18 protein-coding genes are annotated in these 17,439 nt (G+C 65.0%); 12 read left to right on the forward strand and 6 right to left on the reverse strand.

Annotation, left to right across the window (positions count from 1 at the left end):
* Nucleotides 1-137: 137 nt before the first annotated feature.
* From K9F62_02850 to K9F62_02885, 8 genes are all read left to right on the forward strand, one after another.
* The gene (locus K9F62_02850; protein ID UJX41657.1) at nt 138-452 is read left to right on the forward strand and encodes a DUF1844 domain-containing protein; all 315 of its coding nucleotides are present in this window, start codon (nt 138-140) and stop codon (nt 450-452) included.
* An 18-nt stretch (nt 453-470) separates the two neighbouring features.
* Nucleotides 471-1,523: an N-acetyl-gamma-glutamyl-phosphate reductase gene (gene argC, locus K9F62_02855; GenBank protein ID UJX41658.1), complete on the forward strand. Its 1,053-nt coding sequence runs from the start codon at nt 471-473 to the stop codon at nt 1,521-1,523.
* Nucleotides 1,524-1,932: 409 nt separating this feature from the next.
* Nucleotides 1,933-2,178 (forward strand): Nif11-like leader peptide family natural product precursor, encoded by a 246-nt coding sequence (locus tag K9F62_02860; GenBank protein UJX41659.1) that lies wholly within the window; start codon nt 1,933-1,935, stop codon nt 2,176-2,178.
* A 20-nt stretch (nt 2,179-2,198) separates the two neighbouring features.
* Nucleotides 2,199-2,891 (forward strand): DUF1847 domain-containing protein, encoded by a 693-nt coding sequence (locus tag K9F62_02865; protein ID UJX41660.1) that lies wholly within the window; start codon nt 2,199-2,201, stop codon nt 2,889-2,891.
* A gap of 189 nt (nt 2,892-3,080) precedes the next feature.
* Complete coding sequence (locus K9F62_02870) at nt 3,081-4,187, forward strand: HlyD family secretion protein (GenBank protein UJX41661.1); 1,107 nt, start codon at nt 3,081-3,083, stop codon at nt 4,185-4,187.
* Between the two features lie 14 nt (nt 4,188-4,201).
* Nucleotides 4,202-5,785: a DHA2 family efflux MFS transporter permease subunit gene (locus K9F62_02875; GenBank protein ID UJX41662.1), complete on the forward strand. Its 1,584-nt coding sequence runs from the start codon at nt 4,202-4,204 to the stop codon at nt 5,783-5,785.
* A gap of 227 nt (nt 5,786-6,012) precedes the next feature.
* The gene (locus K9F62_02880) at nt 6,013-6,360 is read left to right on the forward strand and encodes a type II toxin-antitoxin system RelE/ParE family toxin (GenBank protein ID UJX41663.1); all 348 of its coding nucleotides are present in this window, start codon (nt 6,013-6,015) and stop codon (nt 6,358-6,360) included.
* A gap of 13 nt (nt 6,361-6,373) precedes the next feature.
* Nucleotides 6,374-6,700 (forward strand): helix-turn-helix domain-containing protein, encoded by a 327-nt coding sequence (locus K9F62_02885; protein ID UJX41664.1) that lies wholly within the window; start codon nt 6,374-6,376, stop codon nt 6,698-6,700.
* Nucleotides 6,701-6,821: 121 nt separating this feature from the next.
* Here K9F62_02885 and K9F62_02890 read toward each other — a convergent pair whose 3' ends face one another.
* Nucleotides 6,822-8,117, reverse strand: coding sequence for a phenylacetate--CoA ligase (locus K9F62_02890; protein UJX41665.1), 1,296 nt, complete (start codon nt 8,115-8,117; stop codon nt 6,822-6,824).
* A 34-nt stretch (nt 8,118-8,151) separates the two neighbouring features.
* A complete protein-coding gene (locus K9F62_02895; GenBank protein UJX41666.1) occupies nt 8,152-9,018 on the reverse strand; it encodes a DMT family transporter in 867 nt (288 codons plus the stop codon).
* A gap of 171 nt (nt 9,019-9,189) precedes the next feature.
* On the opposite strand from K9F62_02895, the gene K9F62_02900 reads away from it, so the two are divergent.
* Nucleotides 9,190-9,675, forward strand: a complete 486-nt coding sequence (locus K9F62_02900) for a PH domain-containing protein (GenBank protein UJX41667.1) — start codon at nt 9,190-9,192, stop codon at nt 9,673-9,675.
* A gap of 347 nt (nt 9,676-10,022) precedes the next feature.
* Here K9F62_02900 and K9F62_02905 read toward each other — a convergent pair whose 3' ends face one another.
* Nucleotides 10,023-10,520, reverse strand: a complete 498-nt coding sequence (locus K9F62_02905; GenBank protein ID UJX41668.1) for a DUF4198 domain-containing protein — start codon at nt 10,518-10,520, stop codon at nt 10,023-10,025.
* A gap of 2 nt (nt 10,521-10,522) precedes the next feature.
* Nucleotides 10,523-11,290, reverse strand: coding sequence for a DUF4198 domain-containing protein (locus K9F62_02910; GenBank protein ID UJX41669.1), 768 nt, complete (start codon nt 11,288-11,290; stop codon nt 10,523-10,525).
* A gap of 149 nt (nt 11,291-11,439) precedes the next feature.
* Between K9F62_02910 and K9F62_02915 the strand changes: the two genes are divergently transcribed.
* Entirely contained in the window at nt 11,440-12,099 is a 660-nt protein-coding gene (locus tag K9F62_02915) for a precorrin-8X methylmutase (protein ID UJX41670.1), read from the forward strand.
* Nucleotides 12,100-12,552: 453 nt separating this feature from the next.
* Here K9F62_02915 and K9F62_02920 read toward each other — a convergent pair whose 3' ends face one another.
* Complete coding sequence (locus tag K9F62_02920) at nt 12,553-13,356, reverse strand: MogA/MoaB family molybdenum cofactor biosynthesis protein (protein ID UJX41671.1); 804 nt, start codon at nt 13,354-13,356, stop codon at nt 12,553-12,555.
* 99 nt (nt 13,357-13,455) lie between these two features.
* Between K9F62_02920 and rfbA the strand changes: the two genes are divergently transcribed.
* Nucleotides 13,456-14,325 (forward strand): glucose-1-phosphate thymidylyltransferase RfbA, encoded by an 870-nt coding sequence (gene rfbA / locus K9F62_02925; protein ID UJX41672.1) that lies wholly within the window; start codon nt 13,456-13,458, stop codon nt 14,323-14,325.
* 151 nt (nt 14,326-14,476) lie between these two features.
* On the opposite strand, the gene K9F62_02930 is transcribed toward rfbA, so the two are convergent.
* Nucleotides 14,477-14,626, reverse strand: coding sequence for a hypothetical protein (locus tag K9F62_02930; GenBank protein ID UJX41673.1), 150 nt, complete (start codon nt 14,624-14,626; stop codon nt 14,477-14,479).
* Between the two features lie 244 nt (nt 14,627-14,870).
* Here K9F62_02930 and K9F62_02935 point away from each other — a divergent pair, with 244 nt between their 5' ends.
* The gene (locus K9F62_02935) at nt 14,871-17,378 is read left to right on the forward strand and encodes a GAF domain-containing protein (GenBank protein UJX43111.1); all 2,508 of its coding nucleotides are present in this window, start codon (nt 14,871-14,873) and stop codon (nt 17,376-17,378) included.
* The last annotated feature ends 61 nt before the right edge of the window (nt 17,379-17,439 follow it).

Below are 17,439 nucleotides of genomic sequence, written 5' to 3' on the forward strand. Positions count from 1 at the left end.
TGGAAAAAGCGGATGCATGCCGGACGGGTTTGGGATAAGACTACCCCCGGCTGGTTGCCGTTTCACGACGTATCCTTATCTAATGGGAATGGTTGTCAAGGACAAGGCCGAAGCCATGTTGCAAGGAGGAACGCCCCATGGGCAGCGACACGCAAAAAAAGGAAAGCCCCTGCGGCTGCAATAAGGCCCACGCGGACCGGGAACCCTGTTTTCCGCCCGTGTCTTTCATCACCTTCGTCCTGTCCCTGGCCCAGTCGGCCATGGTGCTCATGGGCGAAGCCCCGGAGCCGGACACCGGCGAATACATGCAGAACCTTCCCCAGGCCAAGCACACCATCGACATTCTGGCCATGCTCGACTGCAAGACGCGCGGCAACCTCACCGAAGAGGAACACAAGGTGCTCGACAATATCCTGTGCGAGCTGCGCCTGGCTTTCGTGAGAAAACAGTAAAACGCCCCGGGAGACTTCATGGAAACGATTCCCGTCGGCCTGGTCGGCGTTACCGGCTATACCGGTATGGAGCTGGCCCGCCTTCTGGCCGTGCACCCCGCCCTGCGGCTCACCCGGGCCACCTCCCGGGCCGACGCCGGCAAGCCGCTTCGCGCCCTGTATCCCTTTCTCCAGGGATTCGAGGCCGGGGATGTGGGTATCACCGAGCCGGACGCCGCCGATCTGGCCGCCTCCTGCAAGCTGGTCTTTCTGGCCGTTCCCCATGGCGCGGCCATGGACTACGCCGCCGAACTGCTCGACGCCGGGCTCTCGGTGGTGGACCTCTCAGCCGACTTCCGCCTGGCCGACGCCGACGTCTATGCCTCCTGGTACGGCCTGGCCCACCGCCATCCGACCCTGCTGCCGGACGCCGTCTACGGCCTGCCGGAACTCTACGCGCCGCGCATCAGGAAGGCCAAACTCGTGGCCAACCCGGGCTGCTACCCCACCTCCGTCATCCTGGGGCTGGCCCCGGCCCTTTCCGACGGCCTCATCGAAACCGACGGCATCGTGGCCGACAGCAAATCCGGCGCATCCGGAGCCGGGCGCAAGGCCGCCGTGGGCACGCTTTTTTGCGAGGTCCACGACAGCTTCCGGGCCTACAACCTGGGCAAACACCGCCACACTCCGGAAATCGAGCAGGAACTGGGAAAGCTCGCCGGCACGGACATCACCGTGTCCTTCAATCCGCACCTGCTCCCCATCGACCGGGGCATCCTCTCCACCATCTACACGCGGCTGGCCAAACCCGCCACGCTGGAAGAGATCCACGCCCGCTACGACAATTTCTACGCCGAGAAACCCTGGGTGCGCGTGCTGCCCCTGGGGAAGCTGCCGGAAACGCGCTACGTGCGCGGCACCATGTTTTGCGACATCGGCCTCGTGCTCGACCCCCGCACCAACCGCCTGATCGTCGTCTCGGCCATCGACAACCTGTGCCGCGGCGCTTCCGGCCAGGCCGTGGCCTGCGCCAACCTGATGTCCGGCCTGCCCGCCGACGCCGGCCTGCGCCTCGCGCCGATGATGCCGTAGCGAAGAGGAAAGACTGCGGGGAGGGGACCCCTTTTTGAAAAAGGGGTCCCCTCCCCGCGCCCCTCCCTCCCGAAAAACTTTCAAAGGGGAGCAAAAGGGCCAGGGGAATATGACCGCGAGGTTGGCGAGCACGTCAGGACCGGCACGCTTCAACTATGCGATAAGTTGTCATGACTGGCGACCCGAGGTTGGCGAGCACGTCAAAAGCGGCACACTTCAACGATGGGATAAGTCACCAGGGCCGTCGGCGGTTGTGCCGAAGCATCGCTTGGATCACGCTGACAGCTTCAACGATGGGATAAGTTACCAGGGCCGGCGGCTGGCTGTGACGGGCACGAAGGCGTATTCTTCAAATATGCGCCGCGCGTGGCCGCCACAGCCAGCCGCCAGCCAGCCAAAAGGAAACCACATGACGCTCGACAATGTCCGCCGGCTGTTTGCCTGCTACAAGACCGACAAGGAACTTCGGGCCAAGCTCTACAAGGCCGAGGGTCCCGAGGGCCGCGAGGCCGTGCTGCGCGAAGCGGGCCTTTACTTCACCGACGCCGAATTCGCGGAAATGGATGGCGTGCTCCACGTCAAATGCCAGACGCATGATGAGGCCGAGGAATTTTTCGAGTTCCGCAACTGGTGGAACATGCTGCAAGGCTCATAGCGATAAAGGAGACGCTCCCCATGGCCGATGCCCCCCTGCCCCAATGCGCGCTGTGCCCCTACGACTGGTCCGAACGATTCTGCCGCACGGGCAAGGGCAAAGCGCCCAAGGATTGTCCCTCGATCAAGATGCGCGGGCTGGTCGAACCGGCCGTGACGGAAACCACTTCCGCCGCCTGCGGCGTCTTCGCCAAGCAGGCCTCGCTCCAGGAAGCCACCTGCTACGGCGGCCGCGAGGAAGGCTACGGCGCGGTCAAACCGCTCAAGCCCCGCATCGTCGAGATCGTGGAATTCGCCCGCCGCATGGGCTATAAACGCCTGGGACTGGTCTTCTGCATCGGCCTGCGCAAGGAAGCCGCCGTGGTCCACGAGATCCTGGCCACAAACGGCTTCGAGGTGGCCTCCGTCTCCTGCAAGGTCGGCGGCGTGTCCAAGGACGTCCTCGGCATCGCCCCGGCCGAACAGGTCGATCCCGGCGCGGCCCACGAAACCATGTGCAACCCGGTGCTCCAGGCCATGGTGGTCAACGAGGCCCACACCGACTTCAACGTGCTGCTCGGGCTGTGCGTCGGCCACGACTCGCTTTTCTTCAAGCACGCCGACGCCATGGGCACGGTGCTGGCCGTCAAGGACCGCCTTCTCGGCCACAATCCCATCGCCGCCATCAACCAGTACGACAGCTACTACCGCTACCTCAAAAAGCCGTTGCCCTGATCCGCACCCCCTGATTTCTTCCCGGTGATGGTTTCCCCGCAGGGGGTTAGGTTACTTTTTGGTGCGTGGTTGACAAAAAGAACCTAATGCCCACTATACGCCCTGTCTCCTGTCCTTTGGAGACTGGGAAGGGCCTCCCCTACGTCGTACTTCCCACAGACGCACAACCGGCCCGGAGCCATTACCGTTATGTCCGCATCGCCTTCCGGCCAGGAGGACGCCGCCGCGCGTCCCGATACGGCCGTTTCTGAACCGTCCGCGGCCGCCGGCCGCCCCCGCAAAGGGCGTTCGCGCCTTGTCGTCATCATCGCCTTCCTCCTGTGCTGCGGCGTGGTGGGAGCGCTCTACTGGCGTCATGCCCGCCACTTCGAATCCACGGACGACGCCTTTGTCGCCGGCCATGTGACCAGCGTCGCGCCCCGCGTGCCCGGCCGGGTCAAGGAAGTGCTCGTCACCGACAACCAGCAGGTGAAAAAAGGCGACGTGCTGTTTCGCATCGATCCGGTGAATTACCAGACACGACTGGAAGCCGCCCAGGCGGCCCTGGACACGGCCAAGCGCAACCTGGAGGAAGCGGTTTCCCAGGAAGGCGCCGCCTTGGCCACGGCCGACGCGACCGAGGCCCAGGTGGCCTCGGCCCAGGCCACGGCCGACAATGCGGTCAAGGAACGCGGCCGCTACGACAAGCTGCTCAACGAGCGCGTGGTGTCCCAGGAGTCCAAGGACAACGCCGACACCACGGCCCGAACGTCCGTGGCCGCCCTGGACGTCGCCCGCAAAAAGCACGCCGCCGACGTGGCCCAGGTCGCCCTGGCCGCCGCCGCCATCGAGACGGCCCGCTCCAAGGTGAACGAGGCCCAGGCCGAACGGGATCAGGCCGCCCTGGATCTGACCCACACCGTGATCCACGCCCGGGTTTCCGGCAAAGTGACCAACAAGGCCGTGGAGCCCGGGGACTACCTGCAAGCCGGCCAAGCCGTCATGAGCATGGTCCAGCCGGACGTCTGGGTGGTGGCCAATTTCAAGGAAACCCAGCTCACCCACATGCGGCCGGGCCAGCCGGTGTCGATGGTCGTGGACGCCTTTCCCGGGCGGAAACTGACCGGGCACGTGGACAGCATCCAGCGCGGCACCGGCGCGGCGTTCAGCCTGCTTCCCCCGGAAAACGCCACCGGCAACTACGTCAAGGTGGTGCAGCGCGTGCCCGTCAAGATCGTCTTTGACGACATACGCCCCGAAACGCTGTCCCGCCTCGCGCCGGGCATGTCCGTCGAACCCACGGTGCGCGTGCGCTGAGGCGGTCCGATCCCATGGAAACCCCCTCCGCGCCGGCCGCCCCCTGGATGCCCCTGGCCAATCCCTGGCTGATCGCCGCCTCGGTCATGCTGGCCACCTTCATGGAGGTCCTCGACACCTCGGTGGCCAACGTGGCCCTGCCCCACATGGCCGGAAGCCTGGCCGCCACCCAGGACGAATCGACCTGGGTGCTGACCAGCTATCTGGTCAGCAACGCCATCGTGCTGCCCATGACCGGCTGGCTCAGCACCACCTTCGGCCGCAAACGTTTTTTGCTCGTGTGCGTCACGGGCTTCACCCTGGCCTCGGCGGCCTGCGGCGCGGCCCCGACCATGGCGCTGCTGGTGCTGGCCCGGGTGCTCCAGGGCGCGGCCGGCGGCGCGCTCCAGCCGCTGTCCCAGGCCATCCTCATGGAGAGCTTTCCGCCGCACAAACGCGGCATGGCCATGGCCGCCTTCGGCATGGGCGTAGTGGTGGCCCCCATCGTCGGGCCGCTTTTAGGCGGTTGGATCACGGACAACATGTCCTGGCGCTGGATCTTTTTCATCAACCTGCCGGTGGGCATCGCCGCCCTGCTCATGTGCCAGACGTTTCTGGAGGACCCGCCGTATCTGCTGGAGGCCAAGTCCCGCCGGGCCGGCAAGATCGATTACATGGGCTTTCTGTTCATGGTGGCCTGGCTGTCCACGCTCCAGATCGTACTCGACCGGGGCCAGGAAGTGGACTGGTTCGCCGCCGTCTGGATTCGCTGGTTTTCCGGGGTGAGCCTCGCGTCCATGCTCGCCTTCATCTGGTGGGAGCTGCGCACCGCCCATCCGCTGGTCGAGCTGCGCGTGCTGCGCGACCGCGATTTCGCCGCCTGCACCGCCATGATCGCCGTGGTCGGGGTGGTGCTCTACAGCGCCATCACCCTCCTGCCGCTTTTCATGCAAAACCTCATGGGCTACTCCGCCTTCGACAGCGGCATAGCCCTCAGTCCCCGGGGCATCGGGGCGATCATCGCCATGATCTTCGTGGGCCGGATCATCGGCAAGGTGGACAACCGGGTGCTCATCGGCGGCGGCTTCGTGCTCATGGCCTATTCGTCGTACCGCTTCGCGGAGATCAACCTCGACATCTCGCTTATGGCCATCATCTGGCCGAGCGTGCTGCTCGGGCTGTCCATGGCCATGGTCTTCGTGCCGCTGACCACCCAGGCCATGTCCAACCTGGCCAACGAACAGATGGGCAATGCGGCCGGCATCTTCAACCTCATGCGCAATATCGGGGGAAGTATCGGCATCGCGGCGCTGATCGCCGTGGTGGACCGGGGAGCCCAGGCGCACCAGATGCTCCTCGGCGGCCACATCCGGGCCGACAGCCCGCGCTTCCAGGCCTACCTGCAAGCCTTGCAGACCTACCTCTCGCAACACACCGACGCGGTGACGGCCAAGCTCAAGGCCCTGGGGCTCACCTACGACCTGCTCGTGCAACAGGCCACCCTGCTCGCCTACATGGACGGCTTCCGGATAATGGCCTACCTGTGCCTGCTGTGCATTCCGTGCGTGCTGTTCCTGCGCCGGATGCGCAAGGGCGCCAAGCCGGTCATGGGGCACTAAAAGACGGGGGGAAACTTTTCTGAAGAAAAGTTTCCCCCCAGCCCCCCCTTCCAAAGACTTTTACCGGTTACAGTATATTTTCACTACCAACATGTAATCATTAATTTTTTTGGATTAGAGAGCGCGTCATCGTCATACCGACAGGCGCTTGAGGGCGGGGATGTTTCTTGACGATAGGGTAAATATGCCATATTTTTCCGACGAAGGACAGCAGGGCAATACCCGTCATGAAAAAACTGTACTGGGTCGGAAACTCGAAAGAACAAATCCGCGCGTTTCCGGACGAAGTGCAGGATGAAGCCGGTACAACGCTTCGAAAGGTCCAATACGGGCAGACGCCGGATAATACCTGTCCATTGACCGGCCTTGGCGAAGGCATAAACGGCGTGATTGAGATCAAGGTCGACTACGACAAGGAAACATTTCGTGTGATCTATGTCGCCAAGCTTTCCAAAGGGATCTACGTCCTCCACGCATTCCATAAGAAGTCAAAAAGCGGGATAGGCATCCCGGCAAAAGAGAAGGATTTGATCGTCAAGCGCTACAAGTCCGCACGTTCCCACGATGCGGCGTAGCAGGAGAAGCGTCATGGAAGAAACCATCAGCGAAGGGACCGGAAACGTCTTCACCGACCTGGGGCGGCCGGACGCCGCCGCGCGCGCCTACAAAGCCGATCTTGTCATGATTCTTGAAGACATCATCAAGCGCCAGGGTCTCACGCAGGTTGAAGCCGCCCAATGTTGCGGGACCGACCAGAGCACCTTATCGAAAGTGCTTCGTGGGCGCGTTGGTCTTGTGACCACGGACCGCCTGATACGCTGGCTCGGTTGTCTTGGCGGTTCCGTGCGGATCACCGTGGAGACAACGCCCGGGAAGGCTGTAGCTCCCGTGTCCGTTCATTTCCGCGCGGCCTGACCGCTGCCTGGCCCGCTCCACCACCCCTTCGAAAGTTTTTCGGAGGGGAGAGCGCGAGAGGGGGACCTTTTTTTCAAAAAAGGTCCCCCTCTCGCATCTGCATCTCTTCCCCTCTTCTCCTCTAATCTATCCCATTCCTGTCGTCGTGGACGCGTTTGGTCTTGCCGCAGCTGCGGGGCAGGCTGCCGGGCGGCAGGATTTCCACCCAGATGCGCACGAACAGGTGCTTGCGCAACGAGGTGGAGATGGCTTCGGACAGATTCTGGTCCAGGTCGCTGCCGGCGGCGGGTTTGCGCTCCACCTTGAGCACCATCTGGTCGCGGCCGTCACGGCGCAGGAGGCGGATCTCGAACTCGCTGTCCACGTCCCTGAACTCTTCCAGGACGCTGGCGATCTGGCCGGGGTAGATGTTGACCCCGCGAAAAACGAACATGTCGTCGGAGCGGCCGACGATGCGGTCGTGGCGCGGCAGGGACAAGCCGCACGGGCAGGGCTCGGGCATAAGCCGCGTGAGGTCCCGGGTGCGGTAGCGGATCAGCGGCGCGGCTTCCTTGCAAAGGCTGGTCACCACCATCTCGCCCACCTCGCCGGGGCCGACCGGCTGCAAGGTGTTGGGATCGAGCACTTCCAGGATGAACTTGTCGGCCCAGTAGTGGATGCCGTTGTGGGCGGAGCATTCGAGCCCCGCGCCCGGGCCGTACAGCTCGGTCATGCCGGTGATGTCGAAGCTCTCCTCGAGGCCGAGCCACTGCTCGAAGCGGCGGCGCATCTTGTCGGTGTGCGTCTCGGCTCCGAAAATGACTTTTCGCAGCTTGAGGCGCTTTTTCATGTCGCGCTTTTGCACTTCCTCGGCCAGGAGCAGGGCCATGGAAGCGGTGGAGCACAGACACGTCGTGCCCATGTCCTCGATGAGCTGGAGATGGATTTCCATGTTGCCCGGCCCGACCGGCAGGGCCATGGCCCCGAACCGTTCGCAGCCGAGCTGGAACCCCGCGCCGGCCGTCCACAGGCCGTAGCCCACGGCGATCTGCACCCGGTCGAGGGTGGTCAACCCGGCCAGCTCGTAGCAGCGGGCGAACATGTCCTTCCAGGTGTCGATGTCGCGCTGGGTATAGGCCAAAATCTTGCGCTTGCCGGTGGTGCCGGAGGAGGCGTGGATGCGCACGACCTGTTCCTCGGGCACGCAGAGGAGCGGCAGGGGATAGCCCTGGCGCAGGTCCTCGACCGTGGTCACGGGCAGGCGGGCCAAATCGTCCAGGGTCAGCTCCTGGCCGGGATCGTAGCCGGACTCGGCCAGCCGTTCCCGGTACACGGGATTGCCGGCGAAGGCGTGGCGGCAGGTCCAGTTGAGACCTTTGGTCTGAATGTCGGTCAGGGCTTTGGGGGAAAGTTCGGGCAAAAAACGGTAACGGCTCATGCGGGGCTCCCAAAAACAAGATCGGTCGGCCCTGTTATCCGAAAACCGCAATAAAGAAAACGCCTGCGACCATCAAAAGTGCCCCGGGCAGACGGTGGCCCAGATCGGGCTCGCGCAGCACGAAGGCGCCTAAAAGCACGCCAAAAACGATGCTGAGGCGCTTGACCGCGATGACGTAGGACACCTGGGTCAGCGGCAGGGCCTGCATCTGACAAAAAAGTCCCACCGCCTCGAGAAACCCGGCCGTGACAAGCCCCCACGGCGCGCGGGCGAGCTGGCGGCGGATATGCGGCACGCCGGCGGCAACACCCGGGAAAAGGGCCAAGGCCGTGGCCGTGTAGACCGCCGCGCCCCAGACCGCTGGCGACGAGGCGGTAAGCCCCAGCTTGTCGACATTGGCCCCAACGCTCCAGATGAGCGCCACCAACAGCATCAGCCGGGAGCCCTTGTTGGTGAAAAGCGCCCGCACCGGCCCGAGCAGGCCGTGGCGGCTCTCGCGCAAATTGAGCACGTACGCGCCGACGACCACCAGCAGGATGCCGCCCACGCCGGCCGGTTCGGGAAATTCGCCCACGGTCACAGGCGAGGTGAAAAGAAGAAAAAGCGGCGTAAAGGCCAGCATGGGGAGCGTCAGGGACAGATCGCCCGCGGCCAGGGCTCGGCCGTAGAGCCAGTAGGTCACGCCGCCAAGGGTCCCGCCGACGAGCAGCAGCGGCCAGAAAGCGTCGACGATCACCGGCCCGGGAGACGCGGCCGCGAACGACCACAAAAAGACCGAGGCCGCCACGCAGTAGGCGAACATGACAAGAGCGGGGTCGATGCCGCCAAGCGCCCGCTTGAGAAAGGTGTCCTTGACCGCCTGGGTCAGGGCCGTCACGCAGGCCAGAAAAAACCAGGTCATGGGCCGCCGTTTCCGTTTTTTTCCCGGCCACAAGCGGCCGCGGCCGGACCTTACAGAGCCACGTTCGCGGCGGCAAGCGGCCGTTGCCGGGGACGTGACGCGCGCCGCCGGCCCGTGCTACGTCTCCCCGGCCCGGGCGTCGCTATCGGGACTTCACTGCAAGGAGCGCGCATGGAACTCGGTCACGTCTTCCCCATGGCCGCAGGCGCCATCAAAACGGGGTGGCTGACGGCCCTTTTCGGGGGCATGCTGGTGTTGTGGATGGGCCTTTTTTTCTTCCTGACCTACATGATAAACGGCGCGGCCAGGGCGGAAATCGCCCTTCGCGGCGACAAGCTGGTGGTGCGCGGCGGGGTCTACGGCCGCGACATTCCCCTCGCCGCCATAAACGCCGGAGAGGCCAAGCGGGTGGACCTTGGCCGGAAGGGTCCCAAAAGCCTCAAATGGCGCCGCAACGGCGTGGGGCTGCCCGGCCTTTCAGCGGGCTGGTTTCGCCTTCGCGACGGCGAAAAGGCGCTGGTCTTCGTCACGGACAAGGCCCGGGCCGTCTATGTGCCAACGACCCTCGGCTACGGCGTGGTGGTAAGCCCCGGTGAGCCCGAACGCTTTCTGGAGGCGCTACGCCAGGCGGCCGCCAACGGCGTGTCCAGGCAATAAAATTTTCGCGGCCCGCGCCGCAGGCGCATCCCGGCCGACGACAAACGGCCGGAACCTTTCGGTCCCGGCCGCCGTCGTGGGGTTTGAGGGTTGTGGAGGTTGTGTGGGATGCGCTCTATGGACAGCCCCGGGGACAGTCGGGGCTTCCTTGCTTACGGACCGCCTGCCGCCTGCCGAGCCACTGCCTGCGGCGGCCGTCCTCGTCTTTCGGGATGTCCCGGTCGAGGTGGGTTCATCTCTAACTAAGTTGAGAACAATAATCAAGATCAAAACCAGCAAAACATCCAAAAAAAACCGCGACGCCGGAACAACCCGACGCCGCGGCACTCAAGGGGGGCGGGAGAAAATCAGCTTCGAACAGCCCCTTTCCGCGAGGCCCGGCGACGCAGCAGCGCCGCGACAAGCCCCAGGTTGGCCAGCAGGCTTATGCCCAGCACGATTTCCCGCCAGCCGGGACCTATCGCCCCGCTTCCAGCCTGGGCAACCGGCGGTACGGGCTTGCCGGTGTTCGCCTGCGCCGCCACAGTGACGGCATGCACGGCCCGATGGCCCTGACCGTCGGAGGCGGCCACGCTCCACACGCCCGGCCCGGACGGCACAAAGGCGAAGCGGCCCCGGGCATCGGCATGGGCGCTTTGATAGAGCGTCCCTTCCTGCCCCGGGGCCGTCACCTTGACCTGGGCGAAGGACATGGGTTCCCCGTCGGCGTAGAGGAACTCCATGGCCCTGGCCGCACCCGGGTCCATTTCCCGCGAACCGACGCCGTGCGCGAAGACGGTGACGGGGTGCCCGACCATCACCATCCACACGACCATGGCCGCGAAAAGAGAACCAATCTTACGCATCGCTATTGCACGCAAAAGGTCAGCGTGGAGCGCAAGGCTTCCCGGTCGATGGTCTTGTCCGCCGACGGGCCCTTTGTCTCGGTGCGCACCATCCACAGCCCCGGATGCGTGATCCGCACCTTGGCCACGCCGTCATCGCCGGTCTCGGTGTAATAGGCGTAACTGTTGGGCGTCTTCGTAAACCCGTCATAGGTCGCCAGCACCACGGCCGGCGTGGGCTTGCCGTCCAAAAGCACCTTCACGTCCATGTCCTGGCCGACCTTGACCTTGGCCGGATCGGTCAGCGGCACAAGCTCCAGCTTCTGCCCGACCACGGCGTCGAACCCGGCATCGCTGCCGCCAACCGACACGATGGCCTTGGCGAACTTTTCGTAGCTGTTGCTCTTGGTCGCCCCGGGCAAGTCCTTCTTCGTGCCCTTTTTCATGCCGTCGGGCGTCAGGCTCCAGACCTGCGGCAGCCGGTGCACCAGGATCAGCCCCGCGCCCGGCTTGGCAAACGTCGCCTGCCCGTTGAACACAAACGTCTTGGCATCCGGCGTCAGCTTGACTTCCACAGGCTTGCCGTCGGTCACGACAAACGCCTTGACGTCCGCCGGCGTCTCCAGCTCCTCGCTGACAATGAACACATGGGCCGAATGCACGCTAAACGGCACGGCTTTGCCCACGGCTGCCGCGCACGTCCCCGGCTTGATGGCGATTTCATGCGCAACCGCCGGACTCGCCACGCCAATTCCCAGCAACAGTCCCAGCACAACCAGCATCTTTCTCACAATACGGAACTCCTTTTATGTATTTAATAAAACTTCATTATCTTTATTTGTGACTAATTTATTATTCGTGCTACTGTCAACCCCATAATCGACCGCGCCCCTTGGCCCCCCCTCGAAACCCAGGTACCTATCCCACCAAGAGGTGCATCATGCCCGAGACTCCCGAAATCCAACCCGTCACCGCCCCGGACGCCATCGAAGCGCGATCCCTGGCCATCATCGACGCCGAAGTCCCCGAGCCGCGTCCCTTCGCCGGCCACCAGTGGACCATCGTGCGCCGGCTCATCCACACCACCGCCGACTTCGAAATGCTCGACCTCGCGCGCTTCTCCCCAGGTGCCGTCGAGGCCGGCCTCTCCGCCCTGGCCAAAGGCGCGACCATCGTCACCGATACCGAAATGGCCCGCTGCGCCATCCCGACCAGACGCCTCACCCCGCTCGGCTGCTCCGTGCGCTGCCTGCTCAACGACCCGGCCGTCGTCGCCGCCGCCAAGGCCGCCAACGGCACCCGCGCCGCCGCCGCCATGGACGCCGCCCTCGATACCATCCAAGGCTCCATCATCTTCGCCATCGGCAACGCCCCCACCGCCCTGCTGCGCCTCGTCAAACGCCTGGACGCCGGTGCCCCCGCCCCCGACCTCGTCATCGGCATGCCCGTCGGCTTCGTCAACGCCGCCGAATCCAAGGCGCTGCTCATGACCCGCTCCGACGTGCCCTGGATCAGCATCTCCGGCCGCAAAGGCGGCTCGGCCCTGGCCGGCGCGACCGTCAATGCGCTGGCGATTCTGGCGGGTGAGAGGAAAGGCTAGGACTGGCGGGGCGCTGCCCCGGACCCCGGCAGAGGCTCCGCCTCTGCACTCCGCCGGAGGGCTTATGCCCTCCGGACCTCCCTTTACCGGGTTGGGATGATGGGAGGTGATGGGGATGGACGGCGGGACGACGAATATTTGTTGCCGCAATCGGCCCGGCGACACGAGGCGCTTCGCGCCTCGACGCCGGACGCGATTGCGGCAACAACCACGCCAGCGGCGAAGCGCCGCATTCTAAGAAAAAGCTCTTATGTTCGCCCCTTTGGGGCGACCGGCGTGGTGGAGGCGGAATTTGCTTGGGACGAGCTTGTCGCGAAGCGACATGCACCGTCCCGACAAATTCCGCCTCCATCTTCTCCACACTCCGCATTCCGGCCAGCCAACCCCTCCCCCGCCAAGCCAAAGCACACCGGATGGGGGGTCCGGGGCAGAGCCCCGCTCCCTCCTCCGTGCCTACCCCGACACCTGGGCGCAATCGCTGGGGTCGCCGCGCAGCTTGTCGAGACCGTGGGGGATAGCGGGCAGGATGGCGGCCAGGGTCTCACGCACGGCTTTGGGCGAGCCGGGCACGTTGACGATGATGGCCTGGCCGAGGGTCCCGGCGACGGCGCGGGAGAGCATGGCATGGGGCGTTTTGGCCAGGGAGGCGGTGAGCATGGCCGTTTCGAATCCGGGCAGGCGTTTTTCGATGACGGCGAGGGTCGATTCGGGGGTGGTGTCGCGGGGGGACAGGCCGGTGCCGCCGGTGGTGACGATGAGGTCGTAGCCCTGGGTGAGGGCGAGGTCGACGAGCAGGGCCTTGAGCATGGCGGGTTCGTCGGGGATGATGTGTCCTTTGGCCAGGGCGACGGGCAGGGCGGCGGCGCAGGCCGTGGCGATGGCCGGGCCGGCGGTATCGGCGCGAAGTCCCTGGCTGCCCTTGTCGCTGAGGGTGATCCAGGCCAGGGCCAGGCCGGACTTTTCGGTGGCGAAGGCGATTTCGCCGGCGGGCAGGTCGCCGGGGGTCAGGACTGTGGCGACATGGACGCGGCTGGCGGGGATATCGCCCTCGCCGGGTCGGGAGAACGCGCCTTCGATCCGCAGGGTCGGACCGGCGGCGGGCGTCAGGACCGTGCCGGGAGCCAGGCGCGGCAGCCGGCCGGCGGCGACGGTCAGGCGCGGGACGTATTCCGGGGCGGTTGTTTCCACGAGATGCAGACGGTCGGCGGCGGCCAGGGCAAGCGGTGCATCGGCGAGAAGGCGCAACGGGTCGGGCATGGCGGCATCCTTTGCGGACCTTGCGGTTTTTTGCGGGTTGGGTCAAAAGCGTGCCAACGATACGTCCGGGACAGGCGGATAATCAAGCGAGGAGCACGGATGAAAGGCATCATACTGGCTGGCGGTTCGGGGACGCGGCTTTATCCGATTACGCGGGTGGTGAGCAAGCAGCTTTTGCCCATCTACGACAAGCCCATGATCTACTATCCGCTGTCCGTGTTGATGCTGGCCGGCATCCGGGACATCCTCATCATTTCCACACCGTCGGACCTGCCCCGGTTCAAGGAAATGCTCGGCGACGGCACGAGTCTCGGCATGTCGTTTTCCTACAAGGTGCAGCCCAAGCCCGAGGGGCTGGCCCAGGCGTTTTTGCTCGGCAAGGAATTCATCGGCAACGACACGGTGAGCCTGGTTCTTGGGGACAACATCTTTTACGGCCAGGGGCTGGCCACGGTGTTGCAGCGCTGCGCCAAGCTGACGGACGGCGGCATCGTCTTCGGCTACAAGGTGCGCGATCCGCACCGCTATGGCGTGGTGGAATTCGACGCGCAAAGAAACGTCATCAGCATCGAGGAAAAGCCCAAGGAGCCCAAGTCCAAGTTCGCGGTGACGGGGCTGTATTTCTACGACAACGATGTGGTGTCGATCGCCGAGGGACTGAAGCCTTCGCCGCGCGGCGAGCTGGAGATCACGGACCTCAACAACGTGTACCTGCGGTGCGGCAAGCTCAAGGTGGAATTTCTGGGCCGCGGCTATGCCTGGCTCGACACCGGCACCCATGAGTCGCTGTTGCAGGCGTCGAGTTTCGTGCAGGCCATGCAGGAGCGGCAAGGGGTCCTGGTGGCCTGTCCCGAGGAGATCGCCTTCCGCATGGGCTACATCACGGCCGGCGAGGTGGAAAAGCTGGCCAGCGACATGCTCAAGAACGCCTATGGCCAATATCTGATGGAGATGATCCGGGAGGCGTAGGCCTCTGCCTCTCCGGGCGCTTGCAAAAACAAGAACGCCCGCGGCACGAGGTGGAAACCTTGCGCCGGGGGCGTTTTCTTTTTATTTCGATCCCGCCGGCTCGGGCGGGTGCCGCCATGCCGCGCGGCGGCCCCTTTTCAGGGAATGCGGGCTAGTGATGGTCCTTTTTCAGGGACTGGCGAATACGCACGAAGGCCGTGACGACGATGATGGCCATGTAGATGTAGATGGCCGTCACCCCGAAGAAGCCCTGCTCGGTGGAATGGCCCATATTCGTGACAAGTTCCGATACGATGCTCATAGCCTTCACTCCTTCGGATCGTTTGGCGCATTGGCGCGGCAAATTTTTTACGTCAGCCCGCCCCCCCGCGTCAAGGCTCCGGAGCGTTTTCCCCGGCTGACCGGAGGGATCGTAAAAAAAGCGGAGATTGCGGAACCCACTTTCGTTTTTTTTCGACTCGGGGTAACCATGAAAGCTGGGGAGTAATCACGTGACCCAACGACCCGACCAACACCATGCGCCCTATGCCGGCGTCGTCCTGTCCATGGCGGCGGGCCTTGGCACGACTCTCGTGCTGGCCGTGGTGCTGACGGTCACCGCTTCCTGGTATCGTGAGCATCTCTGGCTGACGTGGGACCTGTGGGGCTTGCGTTTCTTTTATATCGCGGTCGTGCTGCTGGCGCTGGTGCCGGGACTTCTGGTCGGGCTTCTGGTCGACAGGCAGGCCAGGTTGCGGAAAGCGCTTACGCGACGCGGCCAGGAGATCGACGCCGCCCGGGCCGAGCTCGTCCGGACCAACCAGGCCCTGGTGGCTCTCGGCGCGGTCAATCATGAGCTTGTCCGGGCCAGGGACCGGGAATCCTTTCTGGAAAGCGCGTGCCGGGTGCTGGTGGAAAAATCCGGCTACGGCCTGGTCTGGGTGGGCATGGCCGAGCCGGGGCCGGACAAGCGGGTTCGCATCGCGGCCCGGGCCGGCGAGAATGCCCTTTGGCTCGACTCCTTGGACATCCGCTACGACGAGGGGCCCCGGGGAAGAGGTCCGGCGGCCTCGGCCATCCGCAGCGGACGCATGACCGTGGTGTCCGACTTTCGGGAGGCGGTATTTTTCAAGGAATGGCCCGACCGGCCGGCGGCTTTGGATCGTTACGCCTCGGCCGTGGCCTTCCCGCTCGTCGTGGACGGCCGGGTGGTCGGCGCCCTGTCCATTTACGAGCCGCAGCCGCGCGAATTCAGCCAGGAAGAAATCGAGCTGCTCGACCAGATGACCGCCGACGTCTCCCACGGACTGCATTTTCTCCATGTTTCGGCGGCGCGTGTTCGCACGGCAACGCTGTTGCGCCAGGCGCTGCGCGCCAGCGCGGCCATGACCGACACGGCCCGGGGGCTGGTGGCCGGCGATCTCGACCTGTCCGGCATGGCCGCCCTGGTCCTCGGACGGGCGCTCACCCTCACCGACAGCCCGGCCGGGGCCATCGGTCTTGTGGACCAGCGCACGGGGCGTGTGGACTGGCTGGCGACCACCGGCCCGAATGGACGCGTGGCGCCCCAACGGTGCGCGGATTGCGAATTCTACCCCGACAACCTCGGCCACTATTCCGGCCCCTTTGCCGCCACCCTCAACGCGGGGACGGTCATCCGGCAAAACGAACCGGTTTCCCTGGACGCGTACGTGCCGTGCATTTCCCGGCAGGGGCTGGGCAGCCGTTTCCTGGCCATGCCGTTGCGCCACGCCCAATACGGGCCACGGGGGCTTATCCTGCTGACCGGAGCCGACCGGCCCTACGCCGAACGCGACACCAGGGCGGTGCAGCGGCTGGCCACGCTGTTCGACGTGGGCGCGGCCCGGCTGGAAGTCAAGGAGGAGCTTGTTTCCGCCAAGCGCCGGGCCGAGGCGGCCAACGAGGCCAAGACCCAGTTTTTGGCCAACATCAGCCACGAGCTGCGCACGCCCATAAACGGCATCATGGGCATGGCCCAGTTGGCGATCCTCGAGGGGGCCACCGGACGCGAGGCCGAATACTGGCAGACCGTGCGCGATTCCACCGACAAGCTGGTGGAGATCGTCGACAACCTGCTGGAACTGGCCAATGTCGAATCCGGCTCCCTTTCACCCATGCTGCGCGAATTTTCCCTGCACCGGCTGCTGGCTTCGCTGCGCGACGCGTTTTCGGTGCGGGCCGGGCTGGCCGGGCTGAACCTTTCCCTGGAGATCGATCCGGTCATTCCGGACAAGCTGCTTGGCGATCCGTTCCGGCTGCGCCAGATCATTGCCAACCTGCTCGGCAACGCCATCCGCTTCACCCCGACCGGGGGCGTGTCCGTGGCGGTGCGGCCCTACGACCACCGGCAACCGGGAACGGCCTCGCGGGTCCACGTGTCCAAGGACTTTTCCGGCGTATGCCTGGCCATTACGGTCACCGACACCGGAGTGGGCATCGCCAAGGAAAAGCAGGCCGCCATTTTCGAGAGCTTCACCCTGGGCGAGGACTGCCTGACCAAGCGCTTCGGCGGCACGGGCATGGGGCTGTCCATCGCCAACCGCATCGCGGAGCTGCTTGGCGGCAGCATCGAAGTGGAAAGCCAGCCGGGTTTTGGCAGCAGTTTCACCGTGACCCTGCCCATGTGGCCCGTTGCCGCGACGCCGGCCGAGGCGGAGGCGCCGCCGGCCGTGCTGCCGCCGCTCAGGTTTCTGGTGGTGGAGGACGAGGCGGTCAACCGGCTGGCCCTGGCCCGCAGCCTGCGCAAGCTCGGGCATACGGTGTTCGAGGCCGGCAACGGCGAGGAGGCGTTGCGCCAGCTGTCCCTGGAACGGGTGGACGTGGTCATCATGGACGTGCAGATGCCGGTGATGGACGGGCTGGCGGCGGTCGCCCACATCCGTAACGGCGAGGTGCCGGGCGCAAGCCGGCGGCTGCCGGTGGTGGCGCTGACGGCCTACGCCCTGGAAGGGGACCGCAAGCGGTTCCTGGCGGCCGGCATGGACGAGTTCGTGACCAAACCCTGTGAGATGGAGCAGCTTTTGCGGGCCGTGGCCAAGGTGGTGGCAGCATAACAACGACAGGCCGGTTCCGGCCAAAGGATCGCCAATTGCATCTCCACAGGCGGCGTGCTAC

Source organism: Desulfovibrio sp. JY (assembly GCA_021730285.1).
Taxonomy (GTDB): Bacteria; Desulfobacterota; Desulfovibrionia; order Desulfovibrionales; family Desulfovibrionaceae; genus Solidesulfovibrio.

Excerpts from the sequence above, each read along its gene's own strand:
- K9F62_02850 (UJX41657.1), top strand. The coding sequence starts at position 138 with ATGGGCAGCGACACGCAAAAAAAGGAAAGCCCCTGCGGCTGCAATAAG.
- argC (UJX41658.1), top strand. The coding sequence starts at position 471 with ATGGAAACGATTCCCGTCGGCCTGGTCGGCGTTACCGGCTATACCGGT.
- K9F62_02860 (UJX41659.1), top strand. The coding sequence starts at position 1,933 with ATGACGCTCGACAATGTCCGCCGGCTGTTTGCCTGCTACAAGACCGAC.
- K9F62_02865 (UJX41660.1), top strand. The coding sequence starts at position 2,199 with ATGGCCGATGCCCCCCTGCCCCAATGCGCGCTGTGCCCCTACGACTGG.
- K9F62_02870 (UJX41661.1), top strand. The coding sequence starts at position 3,081 with ATGTCCGCATCGCCTTCCGGCCAGGAGGACGCCGCCGCGCGTCCCGAT.
- K9F62_02875 (UJX41662.1), top strand. The coding sequence starts at position 4,202 with ATGGAAACCCCCTCCGCGCCGGCCGCCCCCTGGATGCCCCTGGCCAAT.
- K9F62_02880 (UJX41663.1), top strand. The coding sequence starts at position 6,013 with ATGAAAAAACTGTACTGGGTCGGAAACTCGAAAGAACAAATCCGCGCG.
- K9F62_02885 (UJX41664.1), top strand. The coding sequence starts at position 6,374 with ATGGAAGAAACCATCAGCGAAGGGACCGGAAACGTCTTCACCGACCTG.
- K9F62_02890 (UJX41665.1), bottom strand. The coding sequence starts at position 8,117 with ATGAGCCGTTACCGTTTTTTGCCCGAACTTTCCCCCAAAGCCCTGACC.
- K9F62_02895 (UJX41666.1), bottom strand. The coding sequence starts at position 9,018 with ATGACCTGGTTTTTTCTGGCCTGCGTGACGGCCCTGACCCAGGCGGTC.
- K9F62_02900 (UJX41667.1), top strand. The coding sequence starts at position 9,190 with ATGGAACTCGGTCACGTCTTCCCCATGGCCGCAGGCGCCATCAAAACG.
- K9F62_02905 (UJX41668.1), bottom strand. The coding sequence starts at position 10,520 with ATGCGTAAGATTGGTTCTCTTTTCGCGGCCATGGTCGTGTGGATGGTG.
- K9F62_02915 (UJX41670.1), top strand. The coding sequence starts at position 11,440 with ATGCCCGAGACTCCCGAAATCCAACCCGTCACCGCCCCGGACGCCATC.
- K9F62_02920 (UJX41671.1), bottom strand. The coding sequence starts at position 13,356 with ATGCCCGACCCGTTGCGCCTTCTCGCCGATGCACCGCTTGCCCTGGCC.
- rfbA (UJX41672.1), top strand. The coding sequence starts at position 13,456 with ATGAAAGGCATCATACTGGCTGGCGGTTCGGGGACGCGGCTTTATCCG.
- K9F62_02930 (UJX41673.1), bottom strand. The coding sequence starts at position 14,626 with ATGAGCATCGTATCGGAACTTGTCACGAATATGGGCCATTCCACCGAG.
- K9F62_02935 (UJX43111.1), top strand. The coding sequence starts at position 14,871 with ATGGCGGCGGGCCTTGGCACGACTCTCGTGCTGGCCGTGGTGCTGACG.